Annotated in this window: 18 protein-coding genes and 5 pseudogenes; 11 read left to right on the top strand and 12 right to left on the bottom strand. The window is 65.2% G+C overall.

Translation table 11 applies throughout. The annotated features are described in order from the left end of the window. Positions 1 to 124: 124 nt before the first annotated feature. The 3 genes and pseudogenes from CFB82_RS22810 to CFB82_RS22820 all read right to left on the bottom strand — a co-directional run. A pseudogene (locus CFB82_RS22810) lies at positions 125 to 550 on the bottom strand (Fe2+-dependent dioxygenase); the annotation flags it as partial. Continuing rightward, entirely contained in the window at positions 547 to 1,326 is a 780-nt protein-coding gene (locus tag CFB82_RS22815) for a tetratricopeptide repeat protein (RefSeq protein WP_089485380.1), read from the bottom strand. The pseudogene CFB82_RS22810 and the gene CFB82_RS22815, both read right to left, overlap by 4 nt. Positions 1,327 to 1,334: 8 nt before the next feature. Beyond that, the gene (locus CFB82_RS22820) at positions 1,335 to 3,578 is read right to left on the bottom strand and encodes a TonB-dependent receptor (protein ID WP_089485381.1); all 2,244 of its coding nucleotides are present in this window, start codon (positions 3,576 to 3,578) and stop codon (positions 1,335 to 1,337) included. 322 nt (positions 3,579 to 3,900) lie between these two features. Here CFB82_RS22820 and CFB82_RS22825 point away from each other — a divergent pair, with 322 nt between their 5' ends. Continuing rightward, on the top strand, positions 3,901 to 4,140 hold the full coding sequence (locus CFB82_RS22825) for a FitA-like ribbon-helix-helix domain-containing protein (protein WP_069253001.1): 240 nt from the start codon (positions 3,901 to 3,903) through the stop codon (positions 4,138 to 4,140). Continuing rightward, positions 4,137 to 4,556: a type II toxin-antitoxin system VapC family toxin gene (locus CFB82_RS22830; protein WP_089485382.1), complete on the top strand. Its 420-nt coding sequence runs from the start codon at positions 4,137 to 4,139 to the stop codon at positions 4,554 to 4,556. The genes CFB82_RS22825 and CFB82_RS22830 overlap by 4 nt, the downstream gene beginning before the upstream one ends. Positions 4,557 to 4,669: 113 nt before the next feature. On the opposite strand, the gene CFB82_RS22835 is transcribed toward CFB82_RS22830, so the two are convergent. Then, the gene (locus CFB82_RS22835) at positions 4,670 to 5,962 is read right to left on the bottom strand and encodes an aspartate carbamoyltransferase (protein ID WP_089485383.1); all 1,293 of its coding nucleotides are present in this window, start codon (positions 5,960 to 5,962) and stop codon (positions 4,670 to 4,672) included. Between the two features lie 233 nt (positions 5,963 to 6,195). Between CFB82_RS22835 and CFB82_RS22840 the strand changes: the two genes are divergently transcribed. Beyond that, positions 6,196 to 6,330 (top strand): entericidin A/B family lipoprotein, encoded by a 135-nt coding sequence (locus CFB82_RS22840; RefSeq protein ID WP_006485835.1) that lies wholly within the window; start codon positions 6,196 to 6,198, stop codon positions 6,328 to 6,330. A 99-nt stretch (positions 6,331 to 6,429) separates the two neighbouring features. Here CFB82_RS22840 and CFB82_RS22845 read toward each other — a convergent pair whose 3' ends face one another. The 3 genes and pseudogenes from CFB82_RS22845 to CFB82_RS22855 form a co-directional block, all read right to left on the bottom strand. Next, entirely contained in the window at positions 6,430 to 6,978 is a 549-nt protein-coding gene (locus tag CFB82_RS22845) for a permease (RefSeq protein ID WP_089485384.1), read from the bottom strand. A gap of 280 nt (positions 6,979 to 7,258) precedes the next feature. Further along, positions 7,259 to 8,227 (bottom strand): DMT family transporter, encoded by a 969-nt coding sequence (locus tag CFB82_RS22850; RefSeq protein WP_256990442.1) that lies wholly within the window; start codon positions 8,225 to 8,227, stop codon positions 7,259 to 7,261. 193 nt (positions 8,228 to 8,420) lie between these two features. Further along, positions 8,421 to 9,217, bottom strand: a pseudogene (locus CFB82_RS22855) (helix-turn-helix domain-containing protein). A 170-nt stretch (positions 9,218 to 9,387) separates the two neighbouring features. Between CFB82_RS22855 and CFB82_RS22860 the strand changes: the two are divergent. Together CFB82_RS22860 and CFB82_RS22865 are read left to right on the top strand one after the other, a co-directional pair. Continuing rightward, on the top strand, positions 9,388 to 10,221 hold the full coding sequence (locus CFB82_RS22860; RefSeq protein WP_089485456.1) for a molybdenum cofactor biosynthesis F family protein: 834 nt from the start codon (positions 9,388 to 9,390) through the stop codon (positions 10,219 to 10,221). After that, on the top strand, positions 10,218 to 11,027 hold the full coding sequence (locus CFB82_RS22865) for an SDR family oxidoreductase (protein ID WP_089485386.1): 810 nt from the start codon (positions 10,218 to 10,220) through the stop codon (positions 11,025 to 11,027). Before CFB82_RS22860 ends, CFB82_RS22865 begins: the two co-directional genes overlap by 4 nt. A 102-nt stretch (positions 11,028 to 11,129) precedes the next feature. Here the strand turns inward: CFB82_RS22865 and CFB82_RS22870 are convergent, their stop codons facing one another. The 3 genes and pseudogenes from CFB82_RS22870 to CFB82_RS22880 all read right to left on the bottom strand — a co-directional run. Beyond that, a complete protein-coding gene (locus tag CFB82_RS22870; protein ID WP_089485387.1) occupies positions 11,130 to 11,612 on the bottom strand; it encodes a cupin domain-containing protein in 483 nt (160 codons plus the stop codon). 356 nt (positions 11,613 to 11,968) lie between these two features. After that, complete coding sequence (locus tag CFB82_RS22875; protein ID WP_089448078.1) at positions 11,969 to 12,661, bottom strand: dihydrodipicolinate reductase; 693 nt, start codon at positions 12,659 to 12,661, stop codon at positions 11,969 to 11,971. A 212-nt stretch (positions 12,662 to 12,873) separates the two neighbouring features. Further along, a pseudogene (locus tag CFB82_RS22880) lies at positions 12,874 to 13,104 on the bottom strand (hypothetical protein); the annotation flags it as partial. Between the two features lie 552 nt (positions 13,105 to 13,656). Here CFB82_RS22880 and CFB82_RS22885 point away from each other — a divergent pair. Both CFB82_RS22885 and CFB82_RS44070 read left to right on the top strand, forming a co-directional pair. After that, a complete protein-coding gene (locus CFB82_RS22885) occupies positions 13,657 to 15,258 on the top strand; it encodes a tetratricopeptide repeat protein (protein ID WP_089485388.1) in 1,602 nt (533 codons plus the stop codon). A gap of 18 nt (positions 15,259 to 15,276) precedes the next feature. Further along, positions 15,277 to 15,408: pseudogene (locus tag CFB82_RS44070) on the top strand (ESPR domain-containing protein); the annotation flags it as partial. Positions 15,409 to 15,857: 449 nt separating this feature from the next. Here CFB82_RS44070 and CFB82_RS44075 read toward each other — a convergent pair. Next, entirely contained in the window at positions 15,858 to 21,539 is a 5,682-nt protein-coding gene (locus CFB82_RS44075) for a hypothetical protein (protein WP_256990443.1), read from the bottom strand. A gap of 3 nt (positions 21,540 to 21,542) precedes the next feature. After that, positions 21,543 to 22,043, bottom strand: a complete 501-nt coding sequence (locus tag CFB82_RS44080; RefSeq protein WP_256990444.1) for a hypothetical protein — start codon at positions 22,041 to 22,043, stop codon at positions 21,543 to 21,545. Here CFB82_RS44080 and CFB82_RS44085 point away from each other — a divergent pair. From CFB82_RS44085 to creB, 4 genes and pseudogenes are all read left to right on the top strand, one after another. Continuing rightward, on the top strand, positions 22,042 to 22,908 hold the full coding sequence (locus CFB82_RS44085; RefSeq protein ID WP_256990449.1) for a YadA family autotransporter adhesin: 867 nt from the start codon (positions 22,042 to 22,044) through the stop codon (positions 22,906 to 22,908). The two genes, CFB82_RS44080 and CFB82_RS44085, sit on opposite strands and share 2 nt — an antisense overlap. 279 nt (positions 22,909 to 23,187) lie before the next feature. Next, positions 23,188 to 23,550, top strand: a pseudogene (locus CFB82_RS44095) (sterol desaturase family protein); the annotation flags it as partial. Positions 23,551 to 23,656: 106 nt separating this feature from the next. Continuing rightward, complete coding sequence (locus CFB82_RS22900) at positions 23,657 to 24,370, top strand: SDR family NAD(P)-dependent oxidoreductase (RefSeq protein ID WP_089485389.1); 714 nt, start codon at positions 23,657 to 23,659, stop codon at positions 24,368 to 24,370. 87 nt (positions 24,371 to 24,457) lie between these two features. Beyond that, the gene (gene creB, locus CFB82_RS22905; protein ID WP_089485390.1) at positions 24,458 to 25,162 is read left to right on the top strand and encodes a two-component system response regulator CreB; all 705 of its coding nucleotides are present in this window, start codon (positions 24,458 to 24,460) and stop codon (positions 25,160 to 25,162) included.

Genomic DNA, 25,162 nt, shown 5'->3' on the forward strand with positions numbered 1-25,162 from the left:
GTCAGCAAACGCATCCATGATCGACGGCATCTCTCGTTCCGGCAAAAAGCGAGAGTAAACCTGAACACGCCGCAACGAACAACCGCTCCAGCCCTTTAGCCACGGGCCTCTTCATGCGGAAGCCCTGATGGGTGCCGTACGTATCCTCGACACACAGCTCGCCGCCGTCGTACGCATCGGGTTCTTCGAGAAACAGCGTGGCCGACAGATCGCTGCGCACGCGGAAATCCGTGCCGCGCAGCAGCCGGATCGCGTTGTCGACGTGCGTGCCGAACGTCTCGCCGCCTTCGTAGCGATTGAACAGCGGCGGAAACACCTTGAGCGGCAGCGCCGCCGAGAAGAACAGCGGATGGCGCGCGAGCGCGTCCTGGATCGCGTCGCCCACCGAGCGTGCGGCCGGCGCGCCTTCCGGCAATTGCCGGTTGCGTTTCGCGAGCGCCGACTGCGCGCCGGACGTCGCATTGCCGTCGACCCATTCGGCCGCATCGAGCCGTTCGCGACATTGCGCGACCTGCGCCTTCGTCAATACGCCGGGGATGTGAAGCATCATGATGCGGATTCCATGCAGTGCGGCTGCGGTTGCGGCTGTGGTGGCGTTTGCAATTCCAGCGCCGCCGCACGAAACGCGTCGATCGGCGACGACGCGAGATACGCGTGCATCTTCGCGACGAACGCGGGGGTCGCGGTGGCCGGCACGCGCGCGAGCCACGCGAGCGCTTCGTCGATGCGCCCGCGCTCGGCGAGCAGCCGCGCAAGGTTGAACTGGCCGCGGAAGTCGCCGGCCACGGCGGCGCGGCGATAGTGGTCGAACGCGGCGTCGCGGTCGACCGGTACGACCCAGCCGTCCTCGTAGAAACCGCCGATCAGGTTGATCGATTTCGCATGGCCGAGTGCGGCCGCGCGCTGGAACCAGTCGAGCGCATCGGCGCGATTCTCGTCGACGCCGTTGCCGAGCGCGAGCGCCGTCGCGTAGTTGTACATGCCCCAGTCGAGCCCCGCCTGCGCGGCGAGCCGGTACCAGTACACGGCGACCGGCGCGCACGCCGCCGTGCCCCAGCCGAACTCGTAGCAGCGGCCGAGCATGTTCATCGCCATCGGGTGGCCGGCGCGCGCCGCGTGCCGGAACCAGTTGAACGCGGCCGCCGGATCGCGCGCGACGCCATGTCCGTCGAGCAGGTATTGCCCGTAGACGGCTTGCGCGTCGACGATGCCGTTGTCGGCCGCCGCCGCGACCCACGCGGCGGCGCACTCGGGCGGCCCGGCCAGGATGTCGGCGAACTCGCGCGGCGAAACCGACGCGAGCGCCTTCAGCGACACGGCCTCCATCGCATCGATCAGTAGCGCGCGTTCAGCGTGACGAACGCCGAGCGGCCCGGTGCGATCGACGCGTAGTGCGCCGGATACGCCTGGTCGAAGTAGGTGCGGTTGAACAGGTTGTTCACGTTCAGCTGCAGGTCGAGCTTCTTGTTGATGCGGTACTGCGCCATCGCATCGAAGCGCCAGTACGACGGCACCGCGTGCCGGTTCGCGGGATCGCCGAACACCTGCGACATGTAGAACGCGCCGCCGCCGACGGTGAACTTCGGCGTCACGTCGTAGTTCGACCACATCGTGAAGCTGTGCTTCGGCGTGTTCGGGAACCGGTTGCCGTTGTTCGCCGTGTCCTTGCCGTTGTCGCGCAGTTCGCTCTTCATGTACGTATAGCCGCCGAACAGCTGCCACTGCTTCGTGATCTGGCCCGCGACGCCGAGCTCGAGACCCTGCACGCGCTTGTTGCCGACCATTGCGTACTGGTTGTTCGGCAGCGTCACGCGCGCGTTGGTCGTATCGATCTGGAACAGCGCGGCGGTCAGCGCGAGCTTGTCGTTCAGCACGTTCCACTTCGTGCCGAGCTCGATGCTGCGGTTCTTTTCCGGCGCCAGCTGGTCGGCGTTCGAGCCGACGCCGCCGCGGCCCGGCGTGAGCGACTGCGTTTCGCTGCCTTCGCCGAGCATCATGCCGGCCGGCGTCGACGACGTCGCGTACGACGCATAGATGCTGCCGTTCTGCGCGGGCTTGAACACGAGGCCGGCCTGCCAGTTCACGAGCGTGTCGTCACGCGTGGTGGTCTTGCCGCCGTTGGCCTTGGTGTCGGTGAAGCGGGTCGAGTAGTCGTCGATGCGCACGCCGCCGTTGACCTGCCAGCGCGGCGTGATCTCGATCGTGTCGAAGCCGTAGATCGACTTCGTCACGGTGCGCGCATGCGCGTAGTCGTTGTTGCGCGTGATCGAGCCGGCCCACGGGTCGTTCGGGTTCGGCGACCACAGGCTCGTGCAGTTGTAGCCCGACGCGGCACCGATGCCGTTCTGGCAGATCTTGCCGTTCGCGGCGGCGACGTTGTACGTGTCGCGCTTGCCCCATTCGCGCGACAGCTCGATACCGGTCGTGAAGCTGTGCTTGAACGGGCCGGTGCGGAATTCGCCGAACAGCTCGGTCTGGTTCGCGAGGCTGTTGATCGCGCTGTTGCGGGTGTTCGCGCGCCGCCAGACCTTGCCGTTGACCACGTTGCCCTGGCTGTCGTCGGGCTGCGTCCAGATGTAGTCCTGCGTCGATTCCGTATAGCGCGTGGTGTTGCGGATCGTCAGCGACGACGTGATGTCGTGCTCGATCTTCAGCGTGCTGATGTCCGACGTCGTCTTGCGGAAATCGCGGTTGGTCAGGCCGTAGAAGTTGTGGCGGTCGACGGGCGCCGGGCCGTCGGTGGCGACGCCTTTCGGGAGGTTGAAGCCGTAGAAGTACGGGATGCCGCCGTCGGGCATGTCGTCCGTCTGCAGGTGGTAGTAGCTCGCGACGACGCGCGTCGACGTGCCGAGGCCGAACGCGATCGACGGCGCGACGCCCCAGCGCTCGTTGTTCACCGCGTCGCGGCCGGCGACGTCGTTGTTGTGGCTCATCAGGTTCAGGCGGAACGCGGCGTGATCGGCGAACTGCCAGTTGCCGTCGGCCGTGAAGCGGCGATAGCGGTCGGTACCGAGGCCCGCGCTCGCGGCGGCGGTGGTGCCGAGGTGCGGGGCCTTCGTGATCAGGTTGATGCTGCCGCCCGCGCCGCCGCGGCCGCCGTACGCGCCGTCGGAACCCTTGGTGATCTCGATGCGCTCCGTGTTGAAGATCTCGCGCGTCGTCGCGCCGGTGTCGCGCATGCCGTCGACGAACATGCTGCCCTGCGTGTCGTAGCCGCGGATGAACGGACGATCGCCGAGCGGGTTGCCGCCTTCGCCGGCGCCGAACGTGATGCCGGGCACGGTGCGCAGCGCTTCGGTCAGCGTCGACGCGCCGCTGTTCTGGATCAGCTCCTGCGGGATCACGGTGACGGATTTCGGCGTGTCGACGAGCGGCGCGGTGAATTTCGCGGAAGCGGAGAAGTCGGCCTTGTAGCTGTGCTCGGCTTTGCCCTGGACCTCGATCGGCGCGAGATGGCCTTCGGTGCCGGCCGGGGCGGGCGGCGGCGTGCCGTCCGCCGCGAATGCCGGGCTTGCGGCGAGCACGCTGCACAGGGTGGTGAATTTACCGAGCTTCAACTCGTCCGGACGTGACTTCATGGTGCGCTTCGACCTCGCGGTGTGGCCCCGGGGGCGGTGCGCTGCGGAAATGTGCATGCCGCCGGGAATTATTACGATTTGTTTTCAGGCGGCATTCTATGTAATTTCAACTTAAATGAGAAGCATTCGTGTTCTCGTTTGTTGGGAAATTGTTGAGGAATGTGACGGGGTGGTTGCGGGCGTGCGGGACGGTGGTTGATGGCCGAAAGGCCAGGTGTGGCGGGCTTGTCGGGCGGGGTAGAGTGGTTCCGTTGCGGATCACCCGCCATGACATCAAGGTGATAATATGACTGCATTGAAAGCAAATGTGGTGAGGTGCATCATGCCCGTGATTACCGTTCGAAATCTGCCTGATGAAGTGCACCGCGCGCTCCGAATTCGCGCGGCCCAGCATGGGCGCAGCACCGAAGCAGAGGTGCGAGACATCCTCGAGCAGGCCGTTCTGCCGGGGGGGCGGCTCAAGCTGGGAACGCTGCTGGCGGAGATCGGACGGGAGGCGGGCAGCGTCGATTTCGACGTTCAGCGCGACAAGACGCTAACCGACCCGATGAGCTTCGAATGATTCTTGTTGATACGAACGTGATGTCCGAGCCGTTGCGGCGCGAGCCGAGCTTGGCCGTGATCGAATGGCTCGATGCGCAGAACGTCGAAACGCTGTTTCTTGCTGCGATCAGCCTTGCAGAAATGCGCTTCGGTGTGGCGGCGTTACCGGAAGGGCGCAGGCGCGACTGGCTTCACCAAAGCATCGAGCAGCGCGTCGTGCCGTTGTTTCGCGGCCGGATCCTGCCGTTCGACGATGCGGCCAGCAAGGCGTATGCGAGCATTCGAGCGCGTGCACGTGCCTCAGGCAGTGCGATCGCGCCTGCCGATGTTTTTATCGCCGCGACGGCCGAGGCGAACGGACTCATCATTGCGACGCGCGACGTCGCGCCATTCGAGGCGGTCGGGCTGCGGGTGATCGATCCGTGGGCGTCCTAGGCACCAGTCGCTCGCCTGTTCATCGCGCGCCAAAAATAAAGCGCGCCGGGCTGCCCGGCGCGCTTTCCGTTGAACGTAGGGGCGCCTGACTGGCGCGCCCCGGCTGTTCCTTCTCAATCGACCCCGTGAAACACCGCATCCTCCGGCCCGAGATAGGCCGGCGGGCGCCACGTCGCGTCGCGCATCGAATGCTGGACGAGGTTCTCCACACCGAGCAGCACCGCGAAGATCGCCATCCGCACCGGAATGCCATTGTCGGTCTGGCGGAAGATCGCGAGGCGCGGGTCGCGGTTCAGGTCGACCGACAGGTCGTTCGCGCCGGGCCGGCTGTCGCGCGGCAGCGGGTGCATGATCAGCGTGTCCGGTTTGCACACCGAATCGACGAGCGCCTGGTTGATCTGGAAATCCGGCGTGTAGCCTTCGAACGACTCGTCGGTGAAGCGCTCCTTCTGGATCCGCGTCGCATAGACGACGTCCGCGCCGCGCAGCCCGGCCGCGAGATCGGTCGTCTGCTCGATCACATGGCCGTTGGTCGCGATCTGGTCGACGATGTAGGCCGGCATCTCGAGCGTCGGCGGCGACACGAGCGTGAACTTGAGCCCGCGGTACAGCGCGAGCAGCTTGACGAGCGAGTGCACCGTGCGGCCGTACTTGAGGTCGCCCACCAGCGCGATATGCGCGCCGTCGACGATCTTGCCGAGCCGGGAGAACTCGCGCTGGATCGTATAGAGATCCAGCAGCGCCTGGCTCGGGTGCTCGCCGGGGCCGTCGCCGCCGTTGATCACGGGCAGGTTGGTCGCGCGCGCGAACTCGGCCACCGAGCCTTTCTCCGGATGGCGGATCACGAGCGCGTCGACATAGCCGGCCATCACGCGGCTCGTGTCGTAGATCGATTCGCCCTTGGCCATCGACGAGAACGTGAAGCCCGTCGTGTCGCACACGGAACCGCCGAGCCGGCAGAAGGCGGCGCCGAACGACACGCGTGTACGCGTGCTGGCCTCGAAGAACAGGTTGCCGAGCACCGCGCCTTCCAGCACGCGCGAAATCTTGTGGCGGCGCGCGATCGGCTGCATCACGTCGGCCACGCGGAACAGCGCCTCGACCGAATCCCGCGAGAACTGGTCGACCGAGATCAATTGCGGCTTGCCTTCGAACAGGAATTGCTTCGAGAGCCCCTGCTTGTCTACGCTTTGCGTATAGTCCCCGCCGTCCGGCGAGCGCTCGACGATTTCCGACACGAAGCGTTCGACGATCTCGGGCATCCCGCGCGATTCCTGCGAATCGTCGGGCAAAAGCCACGTATCCAGCGCGCGCCGGCTCACGCCGATGCGGCTGGCGAACGCTTCGCGCGTCATGTTGAGGCGGCGCATGGCGTCGCGGAGGAAGGCTTGCTGGGGAACGGTCATCGGCGGCTCCTGACGATAAATATACGCGATGCGTATATTAGTTCCTGGCGCGTTGAAGTCAAGGAAAATCTGTGCGAACCGGCTGTGTGGCCCGCGTGACAGACGGCGGGTTCGTGCTGGCGCGCGGCGGCCGTCTCCGTATAATCAGGTCAGGCCCCGTGCCCGGCATCTTGCCGGGCGCCACGCCGCACATGATTCGCCCGTCGGGCTTGTTGATTCCAAGGAGAATGAGAATGACGCGTACGATTGCTGCAATGCTGCTGGTGGTGACCGCCGCGCTCGCCGGTTGCAACACGGTCGCCGGTGTGGGGCAGGACATTTCGAAGGGTGGCCAGGCGATCAGCGATTCGGCTGAAAAGGCCAAGTAAGCCGACCGGTTCCGGAATGCAGAAGGCGCCGGGCCGTCCCGCGATTGCGGGGCGGCCCGGCGCCTTTTTTCTTGCGGCCGGCGCTCGATGCCCGTGGCGTCAGGCGTGCTCGACGAACGCGTAACGGCCTTCGACCTTGCGCGGCGTGAACCAGCCGTAGTCGGGGAACAGGCGATTGCGGACGAACCAGACGTAGCCCACCAGCAGGACCGTGATCGCGAGGCTCGGCAGCGCGGTCGACGGATCGCGTCCGAGCTCGGCGATGGTCTTCGGCAACTGCAGCAGCGACAGCAGGATGAACGCGTGGTACGCGCCGACACGATTGGTCGCAAAGCCCCAGATGAACAGCAGCGACAGCGGCACGGTCAGCGCGAGGAATACCAGCGCGAGGCCGTTGCCGGCGCCGGTGGCGAAGAAGTAATACGCGAGCATGAGGCTGATCGCGAGCTGGGCGATGCCGAGCGCGACCAGGATCCGGATGTGCAGCTTGTTCTTGCGGCAGCGTTCGGGATCGGGGCGCGACGCGATCAAGTGCGCGAGCACGCGATCCTTGAGTCCCTGCCCGGACAGTTCGGCCAATGCGTCGGCCTTCCTCGTTCCCGCGGACAGCAGCACCGCGATTCTTGTTTTGGCTTCCTTCCTGTTCATTGCGTGGCGGATTGTTGTTCGATGGTTGTCAAAGGTTCCGGCCACGCGAATATTGCATCTTGCGGGGTAGCGCGCAACGGTTTTGCGGCGCGCGGACACATTCCTACAGTTGCCGGCTACATGGCGGGAGTGCGGGGATCGACAGCCAAGGCGGCGGGGCGGAGCCGCCGCCGTTTCCGCAACGACGCAACGACGCAACGACGCAACGACGCAACGACGCAACGACGCAACGACGCAACGACGCAACGACGCAACGACGCAACGACGCGATGGGCGCGAGTCAGTCGGTGGCTGTTTGCGCGGCGGGCGTGGGGCGGGACGGTCGATCCGGCTTCGCCGGGTGCGTATCGCGAGCTTCGGCTGGCGGTTCGCGTCGCCGCGTCGCGCCGACGACCATCCCGGCGACGACCAGCGCGATACCCGCGACACGCGTGCCGCTGAGCGTTTCGCCGAACAGCGCGACGGCGAACAGCACGGCCGAGACCGGCGCGACCGCCGTGAACAGCGCGGCCTCGGTGCCGCTCGTGCGTGCCGAGCCCGCATACCAGCACAGGTAGCCGAGCACGGTCGGCACCAGCGCGTAGTAGGCGATTGCCGAAACCGCGCCGACGGTCCAGCCGGTTGCCACCGCATGCCATTCGAACGCGGCCGGCACGAGGGCGAGCACGAAGCCGAGGCCGGACATCGCGGTGGACAGCGCCAGCGGCGGCAACGGTGCGGCCAGCCGCCGGTTGAGCAGGATGAATACGGCTTCGCAGGCGACGGCGGCCAGCACCAGCGCATCGCCGGCCAGCGTGCGGAGCGACGGCAGCGCCTGGCCGGGCGCGAACGTGACGAACAGCACGCCGGCCGTTGCGAGCGCGGCGGCCACCCAGTCGCGCGGCGTCTGTCGCTCGCGCAGCACGACGGCCGCGATCAGCGTCGACATCGCGGGCAGCGTGCCGAGCATCACGCCCGCATCGAGCGGCGACGACAGCTTCGTGCCGCAGATCAGCAGCACCGTATAACCGACACCGCCCGCCGCCGCCTGGATGACGAGCAGCACGGCGTCGCGTGTGGAGAGGCGCGGCCAGCGCATTCGCTGCGCACGCATCAGCGCGAGCAGCAGCGGCGTTGCGATCAGGAAGCGCAGCGCCGTGGCCGCGAACGGCGGCAGGCCGCCGGCAGCGAGACGGCTCGCGATGACGGTGCTGCCGACGCCTGCCATTGCGGCGGCGAGATAGAGATAGCCAATCAGTCGTGTCTTCATGCGCCGCATCGTCGCGTACGGCGGCGGTGCGCGTCTTGAACGAAATTGCAGCGCGCGGGCGTGTCGAATACGGAGCGCGCGATTCGGCATGCTTGTGCGACAAGGGCGGGCGACAGTCACCGCAGTTGTCGATGTCGGCGCAGCCTTCGAGGCCGGTGTGTTTGGCGACGGGCTCCGCCCGATGACGGCGGCGTCAAGCGGCCTGCGTGAACCGCCCCGGCGTGATCCCGAACTGGCGCGCGAACGCACGCGTCAAATGGCTTTGATCGGCAAAGCCGGCTTCGGCCGCGGGGCATCGGCGATCGGCAAGCCGCTGGCCAGCAGCGCGCGCGCCAGCCGCGCACGCGACTGGATCAGGTACGCGTGCGGTGTGATGCCGAGTTCGCGGGCAAACCCGCGCAGCAGCTGGAAGCGGCTGACGCCGCTCAGGTTGGCCAGCTCGGCGAGCGAGACCGGGGCGGCCGGCGCTGCGTCGAGCCGTTCCCGCGCGAGGCGGATCGCCGGTGCGACGCCCGCCGCCGGCAGCGTGCGGTTCGCATGCCGGGCGAGCAGCCCGGCGACGAGCATCACGAGCGCCTCGTCGCGGGCGAGCGGCTGGGATTCCCCCGCGACGATACGTGCATGCAACTGGGCGACGGCGGCCGCGAGCCGCGCGTCGCGCACCGCCGGATGGGCCAGCTCGACGCCGCCGAGGCCTTCTTCCGCCGCCACACCCGCGACCAGCGCGGGCGCGAGGTACAGCATCCGCCAGCGCCGGCCCGTGCCGGCCTCGATCGGCGAGCCGTCGTGCATCTCGCCCGGGTTGACCATGATCGCGTCGCCGGCCAGGGCGTCGACCTGCCCGCGACCGCTCCACGACCGGTGCGCGCCGCTGACGATCACACCGACCCCGAATTCGTCGTGCGCGTGGCGCGGAAATGCACGGTCGGATTCGAGGCTGATGGCCTCGATGCCTTCGTCGGTCCGTCGGTAATGGGTGACGCGGTGCATGTGCGCTCCTCGCGCCGGTCGCGGCGCGGATGTCGTGCACTTTAGCGCGTTCCGGCGCCGCGCGCCCTTCATCCTTTTGGCCGATACCGCGCGATGCGCGCAGCCCGCACCATGTGCACATGAGCAGCGTATACGGCCCGCCGGGCCTGAAGCTGCGCGGGAGACGGCAGGTGGAACGACAGGATCCGGTATTCATTCAGGTTGGCGCGCTCGCGGACGGCTTCGCGCCGGAAGCGAACATCCTCGCATCCGTCGACGCGCTCGCCGGGCGGACGCTTGCGCTCGGCGATGCATCGGGTGCGTGGCGCGTCTATACGTTCGAGCCCGACGCACTGCAGTGGCGCGATGCGGCGACCGATACGGGCGGCCGCGAGCCGTGCCGCGTGACGCGGCTGCGCGACGGGCTGTACTTCGTCGACTACATCGATTCGGCCGCTCGCGCGACGTCGGTCAGTCTCGTGATCGACCTCGACAACGGTGTATGGACGTCGGTCATCGGCACGCTGCCGACCGAAGCCGACACGCGCATCGACGCATTCACGCGGGTTGCGCGCGGGCTGCCGCTGACGGGCGTCGAGGCCGAGTTCCGGCACGGCACGCTCGGCGGCCACACGCAGCCGGGGCCGTTGCACGGGCCCACGCGCGAGCTGATCGGCAAGCGGACGATGTATCGCTACAGCCCGACCGAATGCTACGAGCACATCTACCTGAACGAGAATTTCTACGCGTGGCAGTGCCTGCAGGGTGTCGAAGGCGGGCTGGCCGATGTCGACCGCTGCCATTACTTCAGGATTGCAGACGAGCTGTATCTGTTCGTGTGGCGCGAAAAGGTGGTGCCGACGCTCGGCGTCGTGCTGATCGACCTCGCGCAGCGCAAGACCGACGGCAAGATCTTCGGCTACCAGGGCGGCGATTTCGGCACGCTGTCGAACTTCCCGATCGGTGCGCACGCGCAGGTGCTCAATGAAACCGTGCATCCGCTCGGCGGCGAGGCGCAACGATGAATGCCGTGCCGGGCAGCGGTCGCCTGCGGGCGGATTTCAGCGGGCGCGTCGTGCTCGTCACGGGCGCCGCGCAGGGGATCGGCGCGGCAATCGCACGCCGATTCGCGGAATCCGACGCGTTCGTCGCGCTTGCCGACCTGAACGGCGAGGCCGCCGCCGCGCAGGCCGATGCGCTCGCGAGCACGGGAGGCGAGGCGCGCGCCTATCGGGTGGATGCCGCCAGCCGTGACGAACTGGGCGCACTGGTCGCGGCGGTCGAGCGCGACGGTGGCCGGCTCGACGTCGTCGTCCACAATGCCGCGTATTTTCCGCTGACGCCGTTCACGCAGATCGACGAGCCGACACTCGACCGGACGCTGTCGGTCAACCTGTCGGCGCTGTTCTGGCTCGCGCAGGCCGCGTTGCCGGCATTCGAGCGCGCGGGAGCGGGGCGGCTGCTCGTCACGTCGTCGGTGACGGGGCCGCGTGTCGTGTATCCGGGGCTCGCGCATTACGCGGCGTCGAAGGCCGGCGTGAACGGCTTCATTCGCGCCGCGGCGCTGGAACTCGCGCGCCGCAACGTGACGGTCAACGGCGTCGAGCCGGGCATGATCCGCACGCCGGCGGCCGGCAATCTCGGCGACGCGTCGGTCGCGGCGCAGATCGCGCGCGACATTCCGCTCGCGCGGATGGGCGAGCCGGAAGATATTGCGAACGCAATGCTGTTTCTCGCATCGGCGGATGCCGCGTACATCACGGGGCAGACGATCGTCGTCGACGGCGGTGCGACGTTGCCCGAGAGCGGGGCGGTGCTTGGGGGCGAGTAAAGATCGAGCGGGTAATGACCGGCGGAACAGGGCGGTTCCGGCGGCCTGCTGCGAGTTCGCGCAGCGGGCTCGGCGGGTTCCTCCTGGCGATCCGCGCAGGCGTCAGTCCGGCGTCCCGTCATGGTCCCCGAGCGGCCTGGCGGACCAGTCCACCCAGCGGTCCGCGCGGGTCAGTTCATACGCCTCGTTCATCGGGTAGCGAATGCGGTTGTCTTCGCGCGGACGTTCACCGATCACCATCAGCCTGACTTCTTCCTTCGTGTTGTTGATGAAGGTGTGGCAGATGCCGGTGCCTGCCGGAAACGCGACGGAATCGCCTTCGGCAACGGGGTGAAGCACGCCGTCGATCCAGACGTCGGGCTTGCCCTCGAGCACGTATACAAATTCCTGCTCGGTGCTTTCGGCATGCGGATAGGACGTCCGTCGGCCCGGCAGAAGCCTTACGTGATGAATGCCGATACGCGTGATGCCGAGCGCGGCGGAAAGCGGTGCGTCCAGCGCCATCGGTTCGGTATCGCCGCGATAGCAATGCGCTTCCGGTTCTTCGAGTTCGGTCCAGTGCTTGATGAAATCCGGGCGGGTCATCGGTTGCGCTCCTGTCGGAGGGAGGTCGAGGGTAGCGGTTCAGGCGCCGACGTTGGCGGTGACTCGCGCCCCATCTCGGTGAATGAACCTCGGCCGATAACTTACCAGCGAATGCGGCAGGACGATTGCTCATCGAATGTCCCGAGCGGTGGTGGCGGCGAAGCCGGCTGGCGTGCTCTCGAACGCCGGCCACGCGGGACGTCAGGCACCGGTCGGCGCGATTCATGGTGGCCCGGATGTCGCGGATCGGGCGATCGACGACATCGTCGGAAATCAGCCCCGAACCACTTCCGGCGTTGCGCACATGAACGTCTCCGACGCCACGTGCGCGTGCCGCCCGCCGTGTATCGCCGCGATTACAACCAGCCGTTGCGGATGAACTCGACGATCGAATAGCGGCGGTGCTCGAGATCGTGCTGCCGGACGGCGTCGACGATGCGCGACACGCCGTCTGCGTAAGGCGTCGCACCCACCACGCGCGATTCGAACTGCAGGCTGCACGCGCCGTCGTCGATGCGTATCCGGTGTATCGCGTGGCGGCCGAGCTGATCCTCGGCGACCGCGAATTCGCTGCGCTGCACGTCCGGGTCGCGCACGGAGCGGATGTCTTCCGGCCGCACGCCGAGCGACTGGCCGATCCCGACGGCCGTGCCGGGGACGGACGTCTTGCCGGCCTGGTGCGACTCCGTCAGGCTGATCCGGCAGTCGTGAAACAGGTGGCCGCTGGTTTCCAGCATGCTCATGAACTTGAGCATCAGGATGTTCGTGTTCGGGCACAGCACGACCGGGAAAGCGTGCGAGCCGGTTTCGAGCTCGGAGCCGGTCGACAGTTCGACGAGTGGCGATCCGGTGGCCTCGCAGAACGCGATCACGGCGGGGAGTTCGCGGCCGGAACCGGCATGCACGACGATCGTTCGGGCGTCGCTGCGCTGCGCATCGTCGCGCGCGCTGTCCGACCAGGGGATCACGCGGCAGGTTGCGGGGTCGAGCCGGTGCGCGTCGAGCAGTTCGCTGGCCAGCTTGCCGGTTCCTACGACGAGTACTTGCATGAAGTTGACGGAGTGAAGTTCAGGATTCGGGACGGGAAGTGATGCGGGCCGTCAGGGGGCCGGCGCGGGCGTGGCGCCGGACCGGCCTCGCGCATTATGCCCGGCCGCCCGTCTGCGTGCCCGTCGGGCCTCGCAGGCGGCGGCCCGGTGCGTCAGCTCGCCGACGCCGTCGGCCGCCACGCATTTGCCGCCTTCTGCGTCGCGAGTTGTTTTGCCGTGTGGCTGGTCGTGTTGCCGTTCGAGCCCGTGATCGTGCCGCTCGACGAATACTCGCCGGGGCCGTTGCGCGTCACGCTGCCAGACGTCGTTGCGCTGTGGCCGTCGGAGCCTGTCAGCGAACCCGTGTGCGAGCAGGTGCCGCCCGCGCAGCTCGTGTCGCCGCTGTGTTCGACCGAGCGCCCGTTCGGGCCGACCGCGGTGCCGCTGTTCGAGAACTGGCCGGGCGGATACATGCATGCAGACCGTTTCGACATCACGAAAAGGAAGCTTGCAAATGGCGACGGGGCCATGCATGCCCGAAAAGAACGCCTGGCCCCAAGCGATCGTGTGCCCGACCACGGGTTGCACGATTGAAACAATTCTCGATAAATCACAGCAATGAGAGGCGCGGGAATCGAGCGTTTGCCATCGACGCAAATCCGCATCGTTCGTACGTTTCCTTGCCGCGCGCGGGACTTGGCGAATCGGCATGGCCTCCTGGCGTTTCAGAACTGAAACAACGCTGGGGTCCGAACGGTGCATCACATCGCCTATTGACCGCACAGCCCCTTGGTCATTGAACTGCCGAGTGCTGGTCTGCTCCTTGCTCACGTGTTTCGCACACATCCAAGCCGCACGGCCGTATCGCCAGTGCAGGCGACGAACAGACAACATGAAAATCGGGGAAATCATGTCCAAGTACGCTTCGGGCGGCCTATGGCTGCCTACACGTATCACCGTTCCGTCCATGTCGATTGAGCAGCGCCCACGCGTGCGATGAGCGCTCGATAAACGACATGTTCGGGGTGAGCATGAAAAACAGAAAAGTCTTGTATTCGCCACCTGCACGGCCGGCATGCATCGCCAATGGTTTGCCGCTTCCAGCAGGTGCGACAGGGGACGTCGAACCCGGCTTGCGGGCGGCCGTCGGCGCGCTTTCGCAGCGGGCGTTGCAACTTCTGAATGTCGGGCACTTCGAGCAAAGTGCCGCGTGTGCGAGACAGGCCATCTCCATCGATCAGGGCAGCGGCTTCCTGCGTCTGCTCCTGGGCGTGGCATTGACCCAAGGTGGTCGAACACACGAGGCGCTTGAGGCGTTCACTCGGGCTGCCGCGCTCGCGCCGCATGATCCGCAGATTCGCTACAACCTGGCCGTTGCCTTGCACGAATCCGGGCAGCAAGAACGCGCGATGGTTGAGTATCGCGCCTGCCTGGAAAGAGATCCGGATTGTGCCAATGCGTTATGGAATTACGGCGAGCTTCTCCGGCTCCGGGAGCATTTCGACAAGGCGCTCGAATGCTTTGACCGGCTGGCTCACATCGAGGGCAGATTGCGCGACAAGGCGGCACACCGAATGGCCGTGTGCTGCGCTTATCTGGGACTGGATGAGCGTGCCCGGGCCCTGTTCGAGACGCAAATTGCCGCAGACGACGATCCGGTCACGCATTGGGAATACGCGCATTTTCTGCTTGGCAGGGGACGGTTCAGGGACGCCTGGCCACATTATGCGAAGCGTTTCGATGCGGGCAAAGAAATCCGCCTCAAGGGCATGAGCTTTCCGTATTCCACATGGAGTGGCCAGTTCGAATCGGGCTCGACATTGATTGTTTCCGGCGAACAGGGCGCCGGTGACGAAATTCTGTTTGCCGCGTTTTTGCCGCTGCTGCTGAAGCGGGCACGGTCGGCCAACATGCGCGTGGTGGTGGTGTGCCGGCCCGCGCTGGTGCGGCTGTTCCGCGAGAGTTTCCCGTCGGCATCGGTATTGGGGGGAATGGTCACGCAAGAGCCGGATCTTCGCGCATTCGATAAAGAGTCCTCAAGAATCTGGCGAATCCAGATCGGCGATTTACCTTTGTGGCTGGACAAACCTGAGCCGATCGCTTATCTGAAGCCCGCGCTGGAGGATCAGCGCACTGCGCGGCAGTTGGTCGCGCAGTCTCGCTCGGGCGATGGCTGCCGGCATATCGGCATCGTGTGGTCGGCCAATCCCGTCTCGACCGCGTCGAACCGGCTTGCGCGCAGTGTGCCGTCGGAGCTGCTGAACGCATATCTGAAAAACATTGGCGGTGTGCACTTCTATTCTCTGATGCCCACTGAGCATCGCGCGGTTCTCGCCGGTGTGCCCGATTTGCCTGTTACCGATCTTTCTCATTTTTTGACCGACTTCAGCCGGACTGCAGCGGCGATGCAGTGCCTGGATGAAATCGTGTCGGTGTGTACGTCGAGCGCCAACCTTGCAGGTGCGCTTGGACTGAAGACACATGTGCTTTTGCAAAAGCATGCCGATTGGCGGTGGTTTGGCGACACCGCCTGGTATCCCGATGTCGTGACATACAGGCAAGAAGCGCGCGCGGACTGGGGAACCTGTCTGCAAGCGCTCTCCGCGAACTGGCGCTGATGAGAACTGGGGGCGAACATGAACAAGATCTACAAGTGCATTTTCAGCAAGCGGCTGAATCAGATGGTTGTCGTCGCGGAGAGCGCGACGGGACAGGGGAAGTCAGGGGGGCGGTCCCGTGCGGTACGGCGAGTCAGGACCGTGGCTGCTGCCGCGTTGGCGGCCGGCGCGTGCATGTCTCTTCCGCAACTCGGATGGGCGGACAGTGTCTGCAATAACCATGGTCCCAGCAGCGACACTTGTGGAAGCACCTCGGCGCAGTATCCGGGGAGCGGGACCAACAACACGTTCTACGGGAATCTGAGCGGTACCGGCTTGACCGGCAACTCGGACACGGGTAACGGTTCCTTTTCGAGCTACAACGTCACCGGGGACTCGAATACGGGTAACGGGGCTAATTCGAGCTACAGCGTCACGGGCAGCAACAACACGGGAAGCGGAGCCAATTCCAGCTATGCCGTGACGGGCAGCAACAACACAGCAGTCGGTGCGAGCGCTGGTCAGTACGTGAACGGTAACGGGAACGTGGCGTTGGGTGCATCTGCTGGATCGGGAACCAGCGGTAGCCCGCTCAATATCACCAACACCACGGCGATTGGCTACAGCGCGACCGCTACGGGGGCAAACTCCGTTGCGCTGGGTTCCAGCAGCACCGACGGGGGCGCGGCCAACGTAGTGAGCGTGGGCAGCAGCTCGTTGCAGCGCAAGATCATCAATGTGTCGAGCGGGAACGTGGCGTCCGGTTCGACGGATGCGGTGAACGGCGGGCAGCTCTTTTCGCTCTCAACCAGCTTGAGTACGACGAACAGTAACGTGACGAGCCTGTCGACTTCGAGCTCGACGGGGATCAGCACGGCGCAGAGCGGCGTGAACTCGCTGTCGACGGGGCTGAGCACCACCAACAGCAACGTGACGAGCCTGTCGACTTCGAGCTCGACGGGGATCAGCACGGCGCAGAGCGGCGTGAACTCGCTGTCGACGGGTTTGAGTACGGCAAATAGCAAAGTGACGAGTTTGTCGACTTCGAGCTCGACGGGGATCAGCACGGCACAAAGCGGTGTGGGCTCGCTGTCGACGGGGCTGAGCACGACGAATAGCAACGTGACAAGCCTGTCGACTTCGGCAGCGGCGGGGATCAGCACGGCACAAAGCGGCGTGGGCTCGCTGTCGACCGGCTTGAGCACGACGAACAGCAACGTGACGAGTCTGTCGACTTCGGCAGCGGCAGGGATCAGCACGGCGCAAAGCGGCGTGGGCTCGCTGTCGACGGGATTGAGCACGACGAACAGCAGCGTGACGAGCCTGTCGACTTCGGCAGCGGCAGGGATCAGCACGGTACAAAGCGGCGTGGGCTCGCTGTCGACCGGCTTGAGCACGACGAACAGCAGCGTGACGAGCCTGTCGACTTCGGCAGCGGCGGGGATCAGCTCGGCGCAAAGCGGCGTGGGCTCACTGTCGACCGGCTTGAGCTCGACGAACAGCAGCGTGACGAGCCTATCGACTTCGGCAGCGGCGGAGATCAGCACGGCACAAAGTGGTGTGGGCTCACTGTCGACGGGGCTGAGCACGACGAATAGCACCGTCGGTGCGCTGTCGACACAGGAATCGACCGACGTGGGTTCATTGTCGACCAGCCTGACTACGACCAACAGCAATGTCAGCTCGCTGTCGACGGGCCTGAACGCGACGAACAGCAGCGTGGCGAGCCTGTCGACTTCGGCTGCGGCAGGGATCAGCACGGCGCAAAGCGGTGTGGGCTCGCTGTCGACGGGATTGAGCATGACGAACAGCACCGTCGGCGCGCTATCGACGCAGGAGTCGACCGACGTGGGTTCATTGTCGACCAGCCTGAACACGACCAACAGCAATGTCAGTTCGTTGTCGACAGGTCTGAATGCGACGAACAGCAACGTGACGAGCTTGTCGACTTCGACTGCAGCAGGGATCAGCACGGCACAAAGCGGTGTGGGCTCGCTGTCAACGGGCCTGAGCACGACGAATAGCACCCTTGGTGCGCTGTCGACACAGGAATCGACCGACGTGGGTTCGTTGTCGACCAGTCTAAACACGACCAACAGCAGCGTGACGAGCCTGTCGACCTCGACCGCGGCAGGGATCAGCACGGCACAAAGCGGTGTGGGCTCGCTGTCGACGGGATTGAGCACGACGAATAGCGCCCTTGGTGCGCTGTCGACGCAGGAATCGACCGACGTGGGTTCGTTGTCGACCAGTCTAAACACGACCAACAGCAGCGTGACAAGCCTGTCGACTTCGGCAGCGGTGGGGATCAGCACGGCGCAAAGCGGTGTGGGCTCGCTGTCGACGGGCCTGAATGCGACGAACAGCAACGTGACGAGCCTTTCGACTTCGGCTGCGGTTGGGATCAGCACGGCACAAAGTGGTGTGGGTTCACTGTCAACGGGATTGAGCACGACGAATAGCGCCCTTGGTGCGTTGTCGACGCAGGAATCGACCGATGTGGGGTCATTGTCGACCAGCCTGACCACGACCAACAGCAGCGTGACGAGCCTGTCGACCTCGACCGCGGCAGGGATCAGCACGGCACAAAGCGGTGTGGACTCGCTGTCGACGGGATTGAGCACGACGAACAGCACGCTCGGTGCGTTGTCGGCGCAGGAATCGACCGACGTGGGATCGTTGTCGACCAGCCTGAACACGACCAACAGCAGCGTGACAAGCCTGTCGACTTCGGCAGCGGCAGGGATCAGCACGGCACAAAGTGGTGTGGGTTCACTGTCGACGGGCCTGAGCACGACGAATAGCGCCCTTGGTGCGCTGTCGACACAGGAGTCGACCGACGTGGGGTCATTGTCGACCAGCCTGACTACGACCAACAGCAATGTCAGTTCGTTGTCGACGGGCCTGAACGCGACGAACAGCAGCGTGACGAGCCTGTCGACTTCGACCGCGGCAGGGATCAGCACGGCACAAAGCGGTGTGGGCTCACTGTCGACGGGCCTGAGCACGACGAACAGTACGCTCGGTGCGCTGTCGACGCAGGAATCGACCGACGTGGGTTCGTTGTCGACCAGCTTGAATACGACCAACAGCAATGTCAGCTCGCTATCGACGGGTCTGAACGCGACGAACGGCAACGTGACAAGCCTGTCGACTTCGACCGCGGCAGGGATCAGCACGGCACAAAGCGGCGTGGGCTCGTTGTCGACGGGCCTGAACACGACGAACAGCAGCGTGACGAGCCTGTCGACTTCGGCAGCGGCGGGAATCAGCACGGCACAAAGTGGTGTGGGCTCACTGTCGACCGGCCTGAGCACCACGAATAGCACCGTCGGTGCGCTGTCGACGCAGGAATCGACCGACGTGGGTTCGTTGTCGACCAGCCTGACCATGACCAACAGCAATGTCAGTTCGTTGTCGACCGGCCTGAACGCGATGAACAGCAACGTGACGAGCCTGTCGACTGGCCTGGACACGACCAACAGCAGCGTGACAAGCCTGTCGACTTCGGCAGCGGTGGGGATCAGCACGGCGCAAAGCGGTGTGGGCTCACTGTCGACGGGATTGAGCACGACGAACAGCACGCTCGGTGCGTTGTCGACGCAGGAGTTGACCGATGTGGGTTCATTGTCGACCAGCTTGAATACGACGAACAGCAGCGTGACGAGCCTGTCGACTTCGGCAGCGGTGGGGATCAGCACGGCGCAAAGCGGCGTGGGCTCGCTGTCGACCGGCCTGAATGCGACGAACAGCAGTGTGACAAGCCTGTCGACTTCGGCTGCGGTGGGGATCAGCACGGCACAAAGTGATGTGGGCTCGTTGTCGACCAGCTTGAATACGACCAACAGCAGCGTGACAAGCCTGTCGACTTCGACCGCGGCAGGGATCAGCACGGCACAAAGTGGTGTGGGCTCGCTGTCAACGGGATTGAGCACGACGGACAGCACGCTCGGTGTGCTGTCGACCCAGGAATCGACCGACGTGGGTTCGTTGTCGACCAGCCTGAACACGACCAACAGCAGCGTGACAAGCCTGTCGACTTCGGCAGCGGTGGGGATCAGCACGGCACAAAGTGGTGTGGGCTCACTGTCGACGGGGCTGAGTACGACGAATAGCGCCCTTGGTGCGTTGTCGACGCAGGAGTTGACCGACGTGGGTTCATTGTCGACCAGCCTGAATACGACCAATAGCAACGTGACGAGCCTGTCGACCTCGACCGCGGCAGGGATCAGCACGGCACAAAGCGGCGTGGGCTCGCTGTCGACGGGCCTGAGCACGACGAATAGCACCCTTGGCGCGTTGTCGACACAGGAATCGACCGACGTGGGCTCATTGTCGACCGGCCTGAACACGACCAACAGCAATGTCAGCTCGCTGTCGACTGGCTTGAATACGACGAACAGCACCGTCGGTGCGCTGTCGACGCAGGAATCGACCGACGTGGGCTCGTTGTCGACCAGCCTGACCACGACCAACAGTAATGTCAGTTCGTTGTCGACCGGCCTGAACGCGACGAACAGCACGCTCGGTGCGCTGTCGACGCAGGAATTGACCGACGTGGGATCGTTGTCGACCAGCCTGAACACGACAAACAGCAATGTCAGCTCGTTGTCGACTGGCTTGAATACGACAAACAGCAATGTCAGCTCGTTGTCGACTGGCTTGAATACGACGAACAGCAGCGTGACAAGCCTGTCGACTTCGACTGCCGCAGGGATTAGCACGGCACAAAGCGGTGTGGGCTCACTGTCGACGGGATTGAGCACGACCAACACCACGCTCGGTGCGTTGTCGACGCAGGAATCGACCGACGTGGGTTCGTTGTCGACTAGCCTGAACACGACGAACAGCAACGTGACGAGCCTATCGACTTCGACTGCAGCAGGGATCAGCACGACACAAAGCGGTGTGGGCTCACTGTCGACGGGATTGAGCACGACGAATAGCGCCCTTGGTGCGCTGTCGACGCAGGAATCGACCGACGTGGGCTCGTTGTCGACCAGCCTGACCACGACCAACAGCAATGTCAGTTCGCTGTCGACGGGATTGAACGCGACGAACAGCAACGTGACGAGCCTGTCGACTTCGACTGCCGCAGGGATTAGCACGGCACAAAGCGGTGTGGGCTCACTGTCGACGGGATTGAGCACGACGAACAGCACGCTCGGTGCGTTGTCCACGCAGGAATCGACCGACGTGGGTTCGCTGTCGACCAGCTTGAATACGACCAACAGCAATGTGACGAGCCTGTCGACTGGCCTGGACACGACCAACAGCAGCATGACGAGCCTTTCGACTTCGACCGCGGCAGGGATCAGCACGGCACAAAGTGGTGTGGGCTCACTGTCGACGGGATTGAGCACGACAAACAGCACGCTCGGTGCGCTGTCGACGCAGGAATTGACCGACGTGGGCTCATTGTCGACCAGCCTGACCACGACCAACAGTAATGTCAGTTCGTTGTCGACCGGCCTGAACACGACGAACAGCAGTGTGACGAGCCTGTCGACCTCGACCGCGGCCGGTATCAGCACGGCACAAAGTGGTGTGGGCTCACTGTCGACGGGCCTGAACACGACGAACAGCAACGTGACGAGCCTGTCGACCTCGACCGCGGCGGGGATCAGTACGGCACAAAGCGGTGTGGGTTCACTGTCGACGGGCTTGAACGCGACGAACAGCAACGTGACGAGCCTGTCGACTTCGACCGCGGCAGGAATCAGCACGGCACAAAGCGGCGTGGGCTCGCTGTCGACGGGCCTGAACGCGACGAACAGCACCGTAGCCAGCCTGTCGACTTCGACTGCAGCGGGCATCAGCACGGCACAAAGCGGCGTGGGCTCGCTGTCGACGGGCCTGAACGCGACGAACAGCACCGTAGCCAGCCTCTCGACTTCGACTGCAGCGGGCATCAGCACGGCACAAAGCGGCGTGACCTCACTGTCGACGGGCTTGAACGCGACAAACAGTAACGTGGCGAGCCTGTCGACTTCGACCGCGGCAGGGATCAGCACGGCGCAAAGCGGTGTGGGCTCACTGTCGACCGGCCTGAACGCGACAAACAGCAACGTGGCGAGCCTGTCGACTTCGACCGCGGCAGGGATCAGCACGGCGCAAAGCGGCGTGACCTCACTGTCGACGGGCTTGAACGCGACAAACAGCAACGTAGCGAGCCTGTCGACTTCGACCGCGGCAGGGATCAGCACGGCGCAAAGCGGTGTGGGCTCACTGTCGACGGGCTTGAACGCGACGAACAGCAGCGTGACGAGCCTGTCGACCTCGACCGCGGCAGGGATTAGCACGGCTCAAAGCCGCGTGACCTCGCTGTCGACCGGCCTGAACACCACGAACAGCACCCTTGGCGCGCTGTCGACCCGGGAATCGACCGACGTGGGTTCGTTGTCGACCAGCCTGAATACGACAAACAGCAGCGTCGGCTCGCTGTCGACGAGCCTGACCACGACGAACAGCAATGTCAGTTTGCTCTCCACCGGTTTGAACACGACCAACAGCACGGTCGGCTCGCTGTCCACGAGCTTGAACACGACGAACAGCAGAGTCGGTTCACTGTCGACGGGTCTGATCATGACCAACAGTAGCGTCACCAGCCTGTCGACATCGGCATCAACGGGAATCAGCGCGGCGGCGACCGGCGTGACTTCGCTATCCACGAGCCTGAACACGACAAACAGCAATCTGGCCTCGTTGTCGACGTCGTATTCCGGCTCGATTTCCTCCTGGCTCAACAGCCTGAGCACGGTCAATAACAACCTTTCGACGTTGAGCGTTTCCACATCGACCAGCATGGTTCAGCTCTTCACCGGCGTTGCGTCTCTTTCGACCGGCCTGAGCACGACAAACGGCAAGGTGACGACACTGAATACCGCGGTGACATCGCTGTCGACGGGGCTGGCCTCCCTGTCCACGCAGATAAACTCACCGGGGTTCGGCAAAGGGGGATCGCAAGGCACGAGTACGCCTGCTTCCACCGCGCTCTCGACATCGACCTCGACAAGTACCAGCACCAGTACCGCGCAAAGCACCACATCGTCCGCGACGGCTTCTCTGTCCACGAGTTCGGGATCGCTCTCGACCAGTACGAAAGCATCCTCCGCCGCGCAATTTGTTCAGGGTATGACGGCCGCGTCGGCCACGGCAGGCGCCGCAGCCCAGGCCGTCGACAGCTCCGCGACGGCAGTCGGTACCAATGCGCTCGCCGCGGGGAGCAACTCGGTAGCGCTGGGTGCGGGAGCGGCAGCGACAGCGGCGAATTCGGTTGCGCTTGGCGCGAACTCGGTCGCGAGCGAGGCGAACACGGTGTCGGTAGGCTCGGTAGGCAACGAACGCAGGATCACGAACGTTGCGCCCGGGATGAATCCGATGGACGCGGTCAACATGTCGCAACTGGGAGCCGTGCAGTCGAACGTCAACCAGGTGGCAAGGATGGCCTATTCCGGCATTGCCGGTGCCGCCGCGCTGACGATGATTCCTGAAGTCGATCCCGGGAAGACGCTCTCGGTCGGCATAGGAACGGCCGGCTACCAGGGCTATCAGGCAATGGCAGTCGGTTTCACCGCCCGAATCACGAACAACCTGAAGGTCAAGGGGGGCGTGGCGATCAACGGAGCGGGCGGCAGTACGTACGGCGCTGGCGCATCCTACCAGTGGTAAGTAGCACATACGCGCTCGGGTGAACCATCATGTGAATCGGAATCCCGGTTCTCACGCACGCCGGCCGGAACGTCCGGGAAAACGGCTTGGGCCAGAACCCGTTCCATCTGGCCCGCTTGATGCGCGGCGTTGCCGTTCGTCGAGGAAGTGTTGCTGCTCAATCGTGGCGATCAGTCGTGCCTGCCCGACGACGTCGAGTCGGAAGGTGCCGGCTTTCGACTGATTGCGCCGAGAGAGGCGGTCGACTTGATCGACGTGGCGATCGAAATGGCGGTCGGGCTCGAATACGTGTTCAACACGCCGTCCGCGCATCGCGTGCGCCACGCGTCGAACCTCGACTATCTCGATGCGAACGACGGTGGCGTGCTGGTCGTGTTCGACCGGCTGTTCGGCACCTAGGTCGCCGAGCGCGCCGACGAGCCGTGCCGTTTCGGCCTCGTCACGCCGACCCGCTCGCGCAACCCGTTCGTCGTCGAGCCCGAGCACTGGGCGAGCCTCGCTCGCGACGTCGCAACGTTCCCCGATGCGTGGACCGCGATCCGCTTCGTGCTGCTGCCGCCGGGCTGGCGCCCGGACAACCAGGGCGAAACGACGGAAGAACTGCGCCGTCGCAGCCTCGTCACGGTGCGCACGGATGCGTGAACGGCGCTACCCTGTGGCACATTGCCGGCCGCGCACGCATGCCGCGGCCGGTATGGCTCATGCAACACGCATCATCAAGCAACCCTCGATCCAGGAGAAAACATCGATGGAACACGATCTCAAAGGCAAGGCAGTCGCGATCACCGGCGGATTCGGCCATCTGGGCGTCGCGACGGCCGCGTGGCTCGGCGAGCGCGGCGCACGCGTCGCGCTGATCGGCCGCGGCGCGGCCCCGGCGGCGCAGGCGCTGCCCGGCGTGCCGGCCGACGCGCTGCGCATCGGCGGCATCGATCTCGTCGATCCGCAGGCCGCCGTGCAGGCGCTCGATACCGTGCAGCGCGAATTCGGCCGGGTCGACGCGCTGCTGAACATCGCGGGCGCGTTCGTGTGGCAGACGATCGCCGACGGCGACGCCGCCACGTGGGACCGCATGTACGAGCTGAACGTGAAGACCGCGCTGAACGCATCGAAGGCCGCGCTGCCGCACCTGCTGGCGAACCCGGCCGGGCGCATCGTCAACATCGGCGCGGGCGCGGCGTTCAAGGCCGGCACGGGGATGGGCGCGTACGCGGCCGCGAAGGCCGGCGTCGCGCGGCTCACCGAGGCGCTGGCGGCCGAACTGCTCGACCGCGGCGTGACGGTGAACGCAATCCTGCCGAGCATCATCGATACGCCGCCGAACCGCGCGGACATGCCGGACGCGGATTTCACGCGTTGGGTGAAGCCGGAGCAGATCGCGGCGACGATCGGCTTCCTGCTGTCGGCCGATGCGCAGGCGATCACCGGCGCGTCGATTCCGGTGATCGGCCGCGTGGCGTAGCGCGGCGGGGGCAAGGGCAGGGGGCTCGCGCGGCGGCCGGCCGTGCGTACAATGTCGCACCGGATTGCGCGAGACCAGCCTGAGACCATGCATCAGCCCAATATCCTGATCGTCGAAGATGAAATGGCGATCGCGGACACGATCATCTATGCCCTCGGCACCGACGGCATGCAGACCGTCCACTGCACGCTCGGGCAGGCGGCGCTCGACCACCTGCGCGACACGCGCTTCGACCTCGTGGTGCTCGACGTCGGCCTGCCGGATCTCAGCGGCTTCGAGGTGTGCCGGCGGCTGCGCACGTTCTCCGACGTGCCGGTGATCTTCCTCACCGCGCGGCACGATGAAATCGACCGGATCGTCGGGCTCGAGATCGGCGCCGACGATTACGTGGTCAAGCCGTTTTCGCCGCGCGAACTGGCGGCGCGGGTGCGCGTGATCCTGCGGCGCTTCTACCGGACGGCCGCGCCCGAAGCGGCACCCGCGCCCATGCCGGCTGCGACCATCGCACCGGGTTTCACACTCGACACCGACGGCGCCCGCGTATCGTGGCTCGGCCACGCACTGGACCTCACGCGCTACGAATTCGGGCTGCTGGCGCTGCTGGTCCGGCATCCGGGGCGCATCTATTCGCGCGAGCAATTGATGGACCTCGTGTGGCACGAGGCATTCGATTCGGCCGACCGCACGGTCGACACGCACATCAAGACGTTGCGCGCGAAGCTGCGCGCGATCGACCCCGAGCGCGACCCGATCCGCACGCATCGCGGGATGGGTTATTCGCTGCAACCGTAA

It is taken from the genome of Burkholderia sp. HI2714, from assembly GCF_002223085.1.
In the GTDB taxonomy this organism is placed as follows: Bacteria; Pseudomonadota; Gammaproteobacteria; order Burkholderiales; family Burkholderiaceae; genus Burkholderia; species Burkholderia lata_D.

What these genes read in the sequence shown, in the direction of transcription:
- CFB82_RS22815 (WP_089485380.1), bottom strand. Translation starts at nt 1,326, where the DNA reads ATGGAGGCCGTGTCGCTGAAGGCGCTCGCGTCGGTTTCGCCGCGCGAG.
- CFB82_RS22820 (WP_089485381.1), bottom strand. Translation starts at nt 3,578, where the DNA reads ATGAAGTCACGTCCGGACGAGTTGAAGCTCGGTAAATTCACCACCCTG.
- CFB82_RS22825 (WP_069253001.1), top strand. Translation starts at nt 3,901, where the DNA reads ATGCCCGTGATTACCGTTCGAAATCTGCCTGATGAAGTGCACCGCGCG.
- CFB82_RS22830 (WP_089485382.1), top strand. Translation starts at nt 4,137, where the DNA reads ATGATTCTTGTTGATACGAACGTGATGTCCGAGCCGTTGCGGCGCGAG.
- CFB82_RS22835 (WP_089485383.1), bottom strand. Translation starts at nt 5,962, where the DNA reads ATGACCGTTCCCCAGCAAGCCTTCCTCCGCGACGCCATGCGCCGCCTC.
- CFB82_RS22840 (WP_006485835.1), top strand. Translation starts at nt 6,196, where the DNA reads ATGACGCGTACGATTGCTGCAATGCTGCTGGTGGTGACCGCCGCGCTC.
- CFB82_RS22845 (WP_089485384.1), bottom strand. Translation starts at nt 6,978, where the DNA reads ATGAACAGGAAGGAAGCCAAAACAAGAATCGCGGTGCTGCTGTCCGCG.
- CFB82_RS22850 (WP_256990442.1), bottom strand. Translation starts at nt 8,227, where the DNA reads ATGAAGACACGACTGATTGGCTATCTCTATCTCGCCGCCGCAATGGCA.
- CFB82_RS22865 (WP_089485386.1), top strand. Translation starts at nt 10,218, where the DNA reads ATGAATGCCGTGCCGGGCAGCGGTCGCCTGCGGGCGGATTTCAGCGGG.
- CFB82_RS22870 (WP_089485387.1), bottom strand. Translation starts at nt 11,612, where the DNA reads ATGACCCGCCCGGATTTCATCAAGCACTGGACCGAACTCGAAGAACCG.
- CFB82_RS22875 (WP_089448078.1), bottom strand. Translation starts at nt 12,661, where the DNA reads ATGCAAGTACTCGTCGTAGGAACCGGCAAGCTGGCCAGCGAACTGCTC.
- CFB82_RS22885 (WP_089485388.1), top strand. Translation starts at nt 13,657, where the DNA reads ATGTTCGGGGTGAGCATGAAAAACAGAAAAGTCTTGTATTCGCCACCT.
- CFB82_RS44085 (WP_256990449.1), top strand. Translation starts at nt 22,042, where the DNA reads ATGGTTCAGCTCTTCACCGGCGTTGCGTCTCTTTCGACCGGCCTGAGC.
- CFB82_RS44080 (WP_256990444.1), bottom strand. Translation starts at nt 22,043, where the DNA reads ATGCTGGTCGATGTGGAAACGCTCAACGTCGAAAGGTTGTTATTGACC.
- CFB82_RS22900 (WP_089485389.1), top strand. Translation starts at nt 23,657, where the DNA reads ATGGAACACGATCTCAAAGGCAAGGCAGTCGCGATCACCGGCGGATTC.
- creB (WP_089485390.1), top strand. Translation starts at nt 24,458, where the DNA reads ATGCATCAGCCCAATATCCTGATCGTCGAAGATGAAATGGCGATCGCG.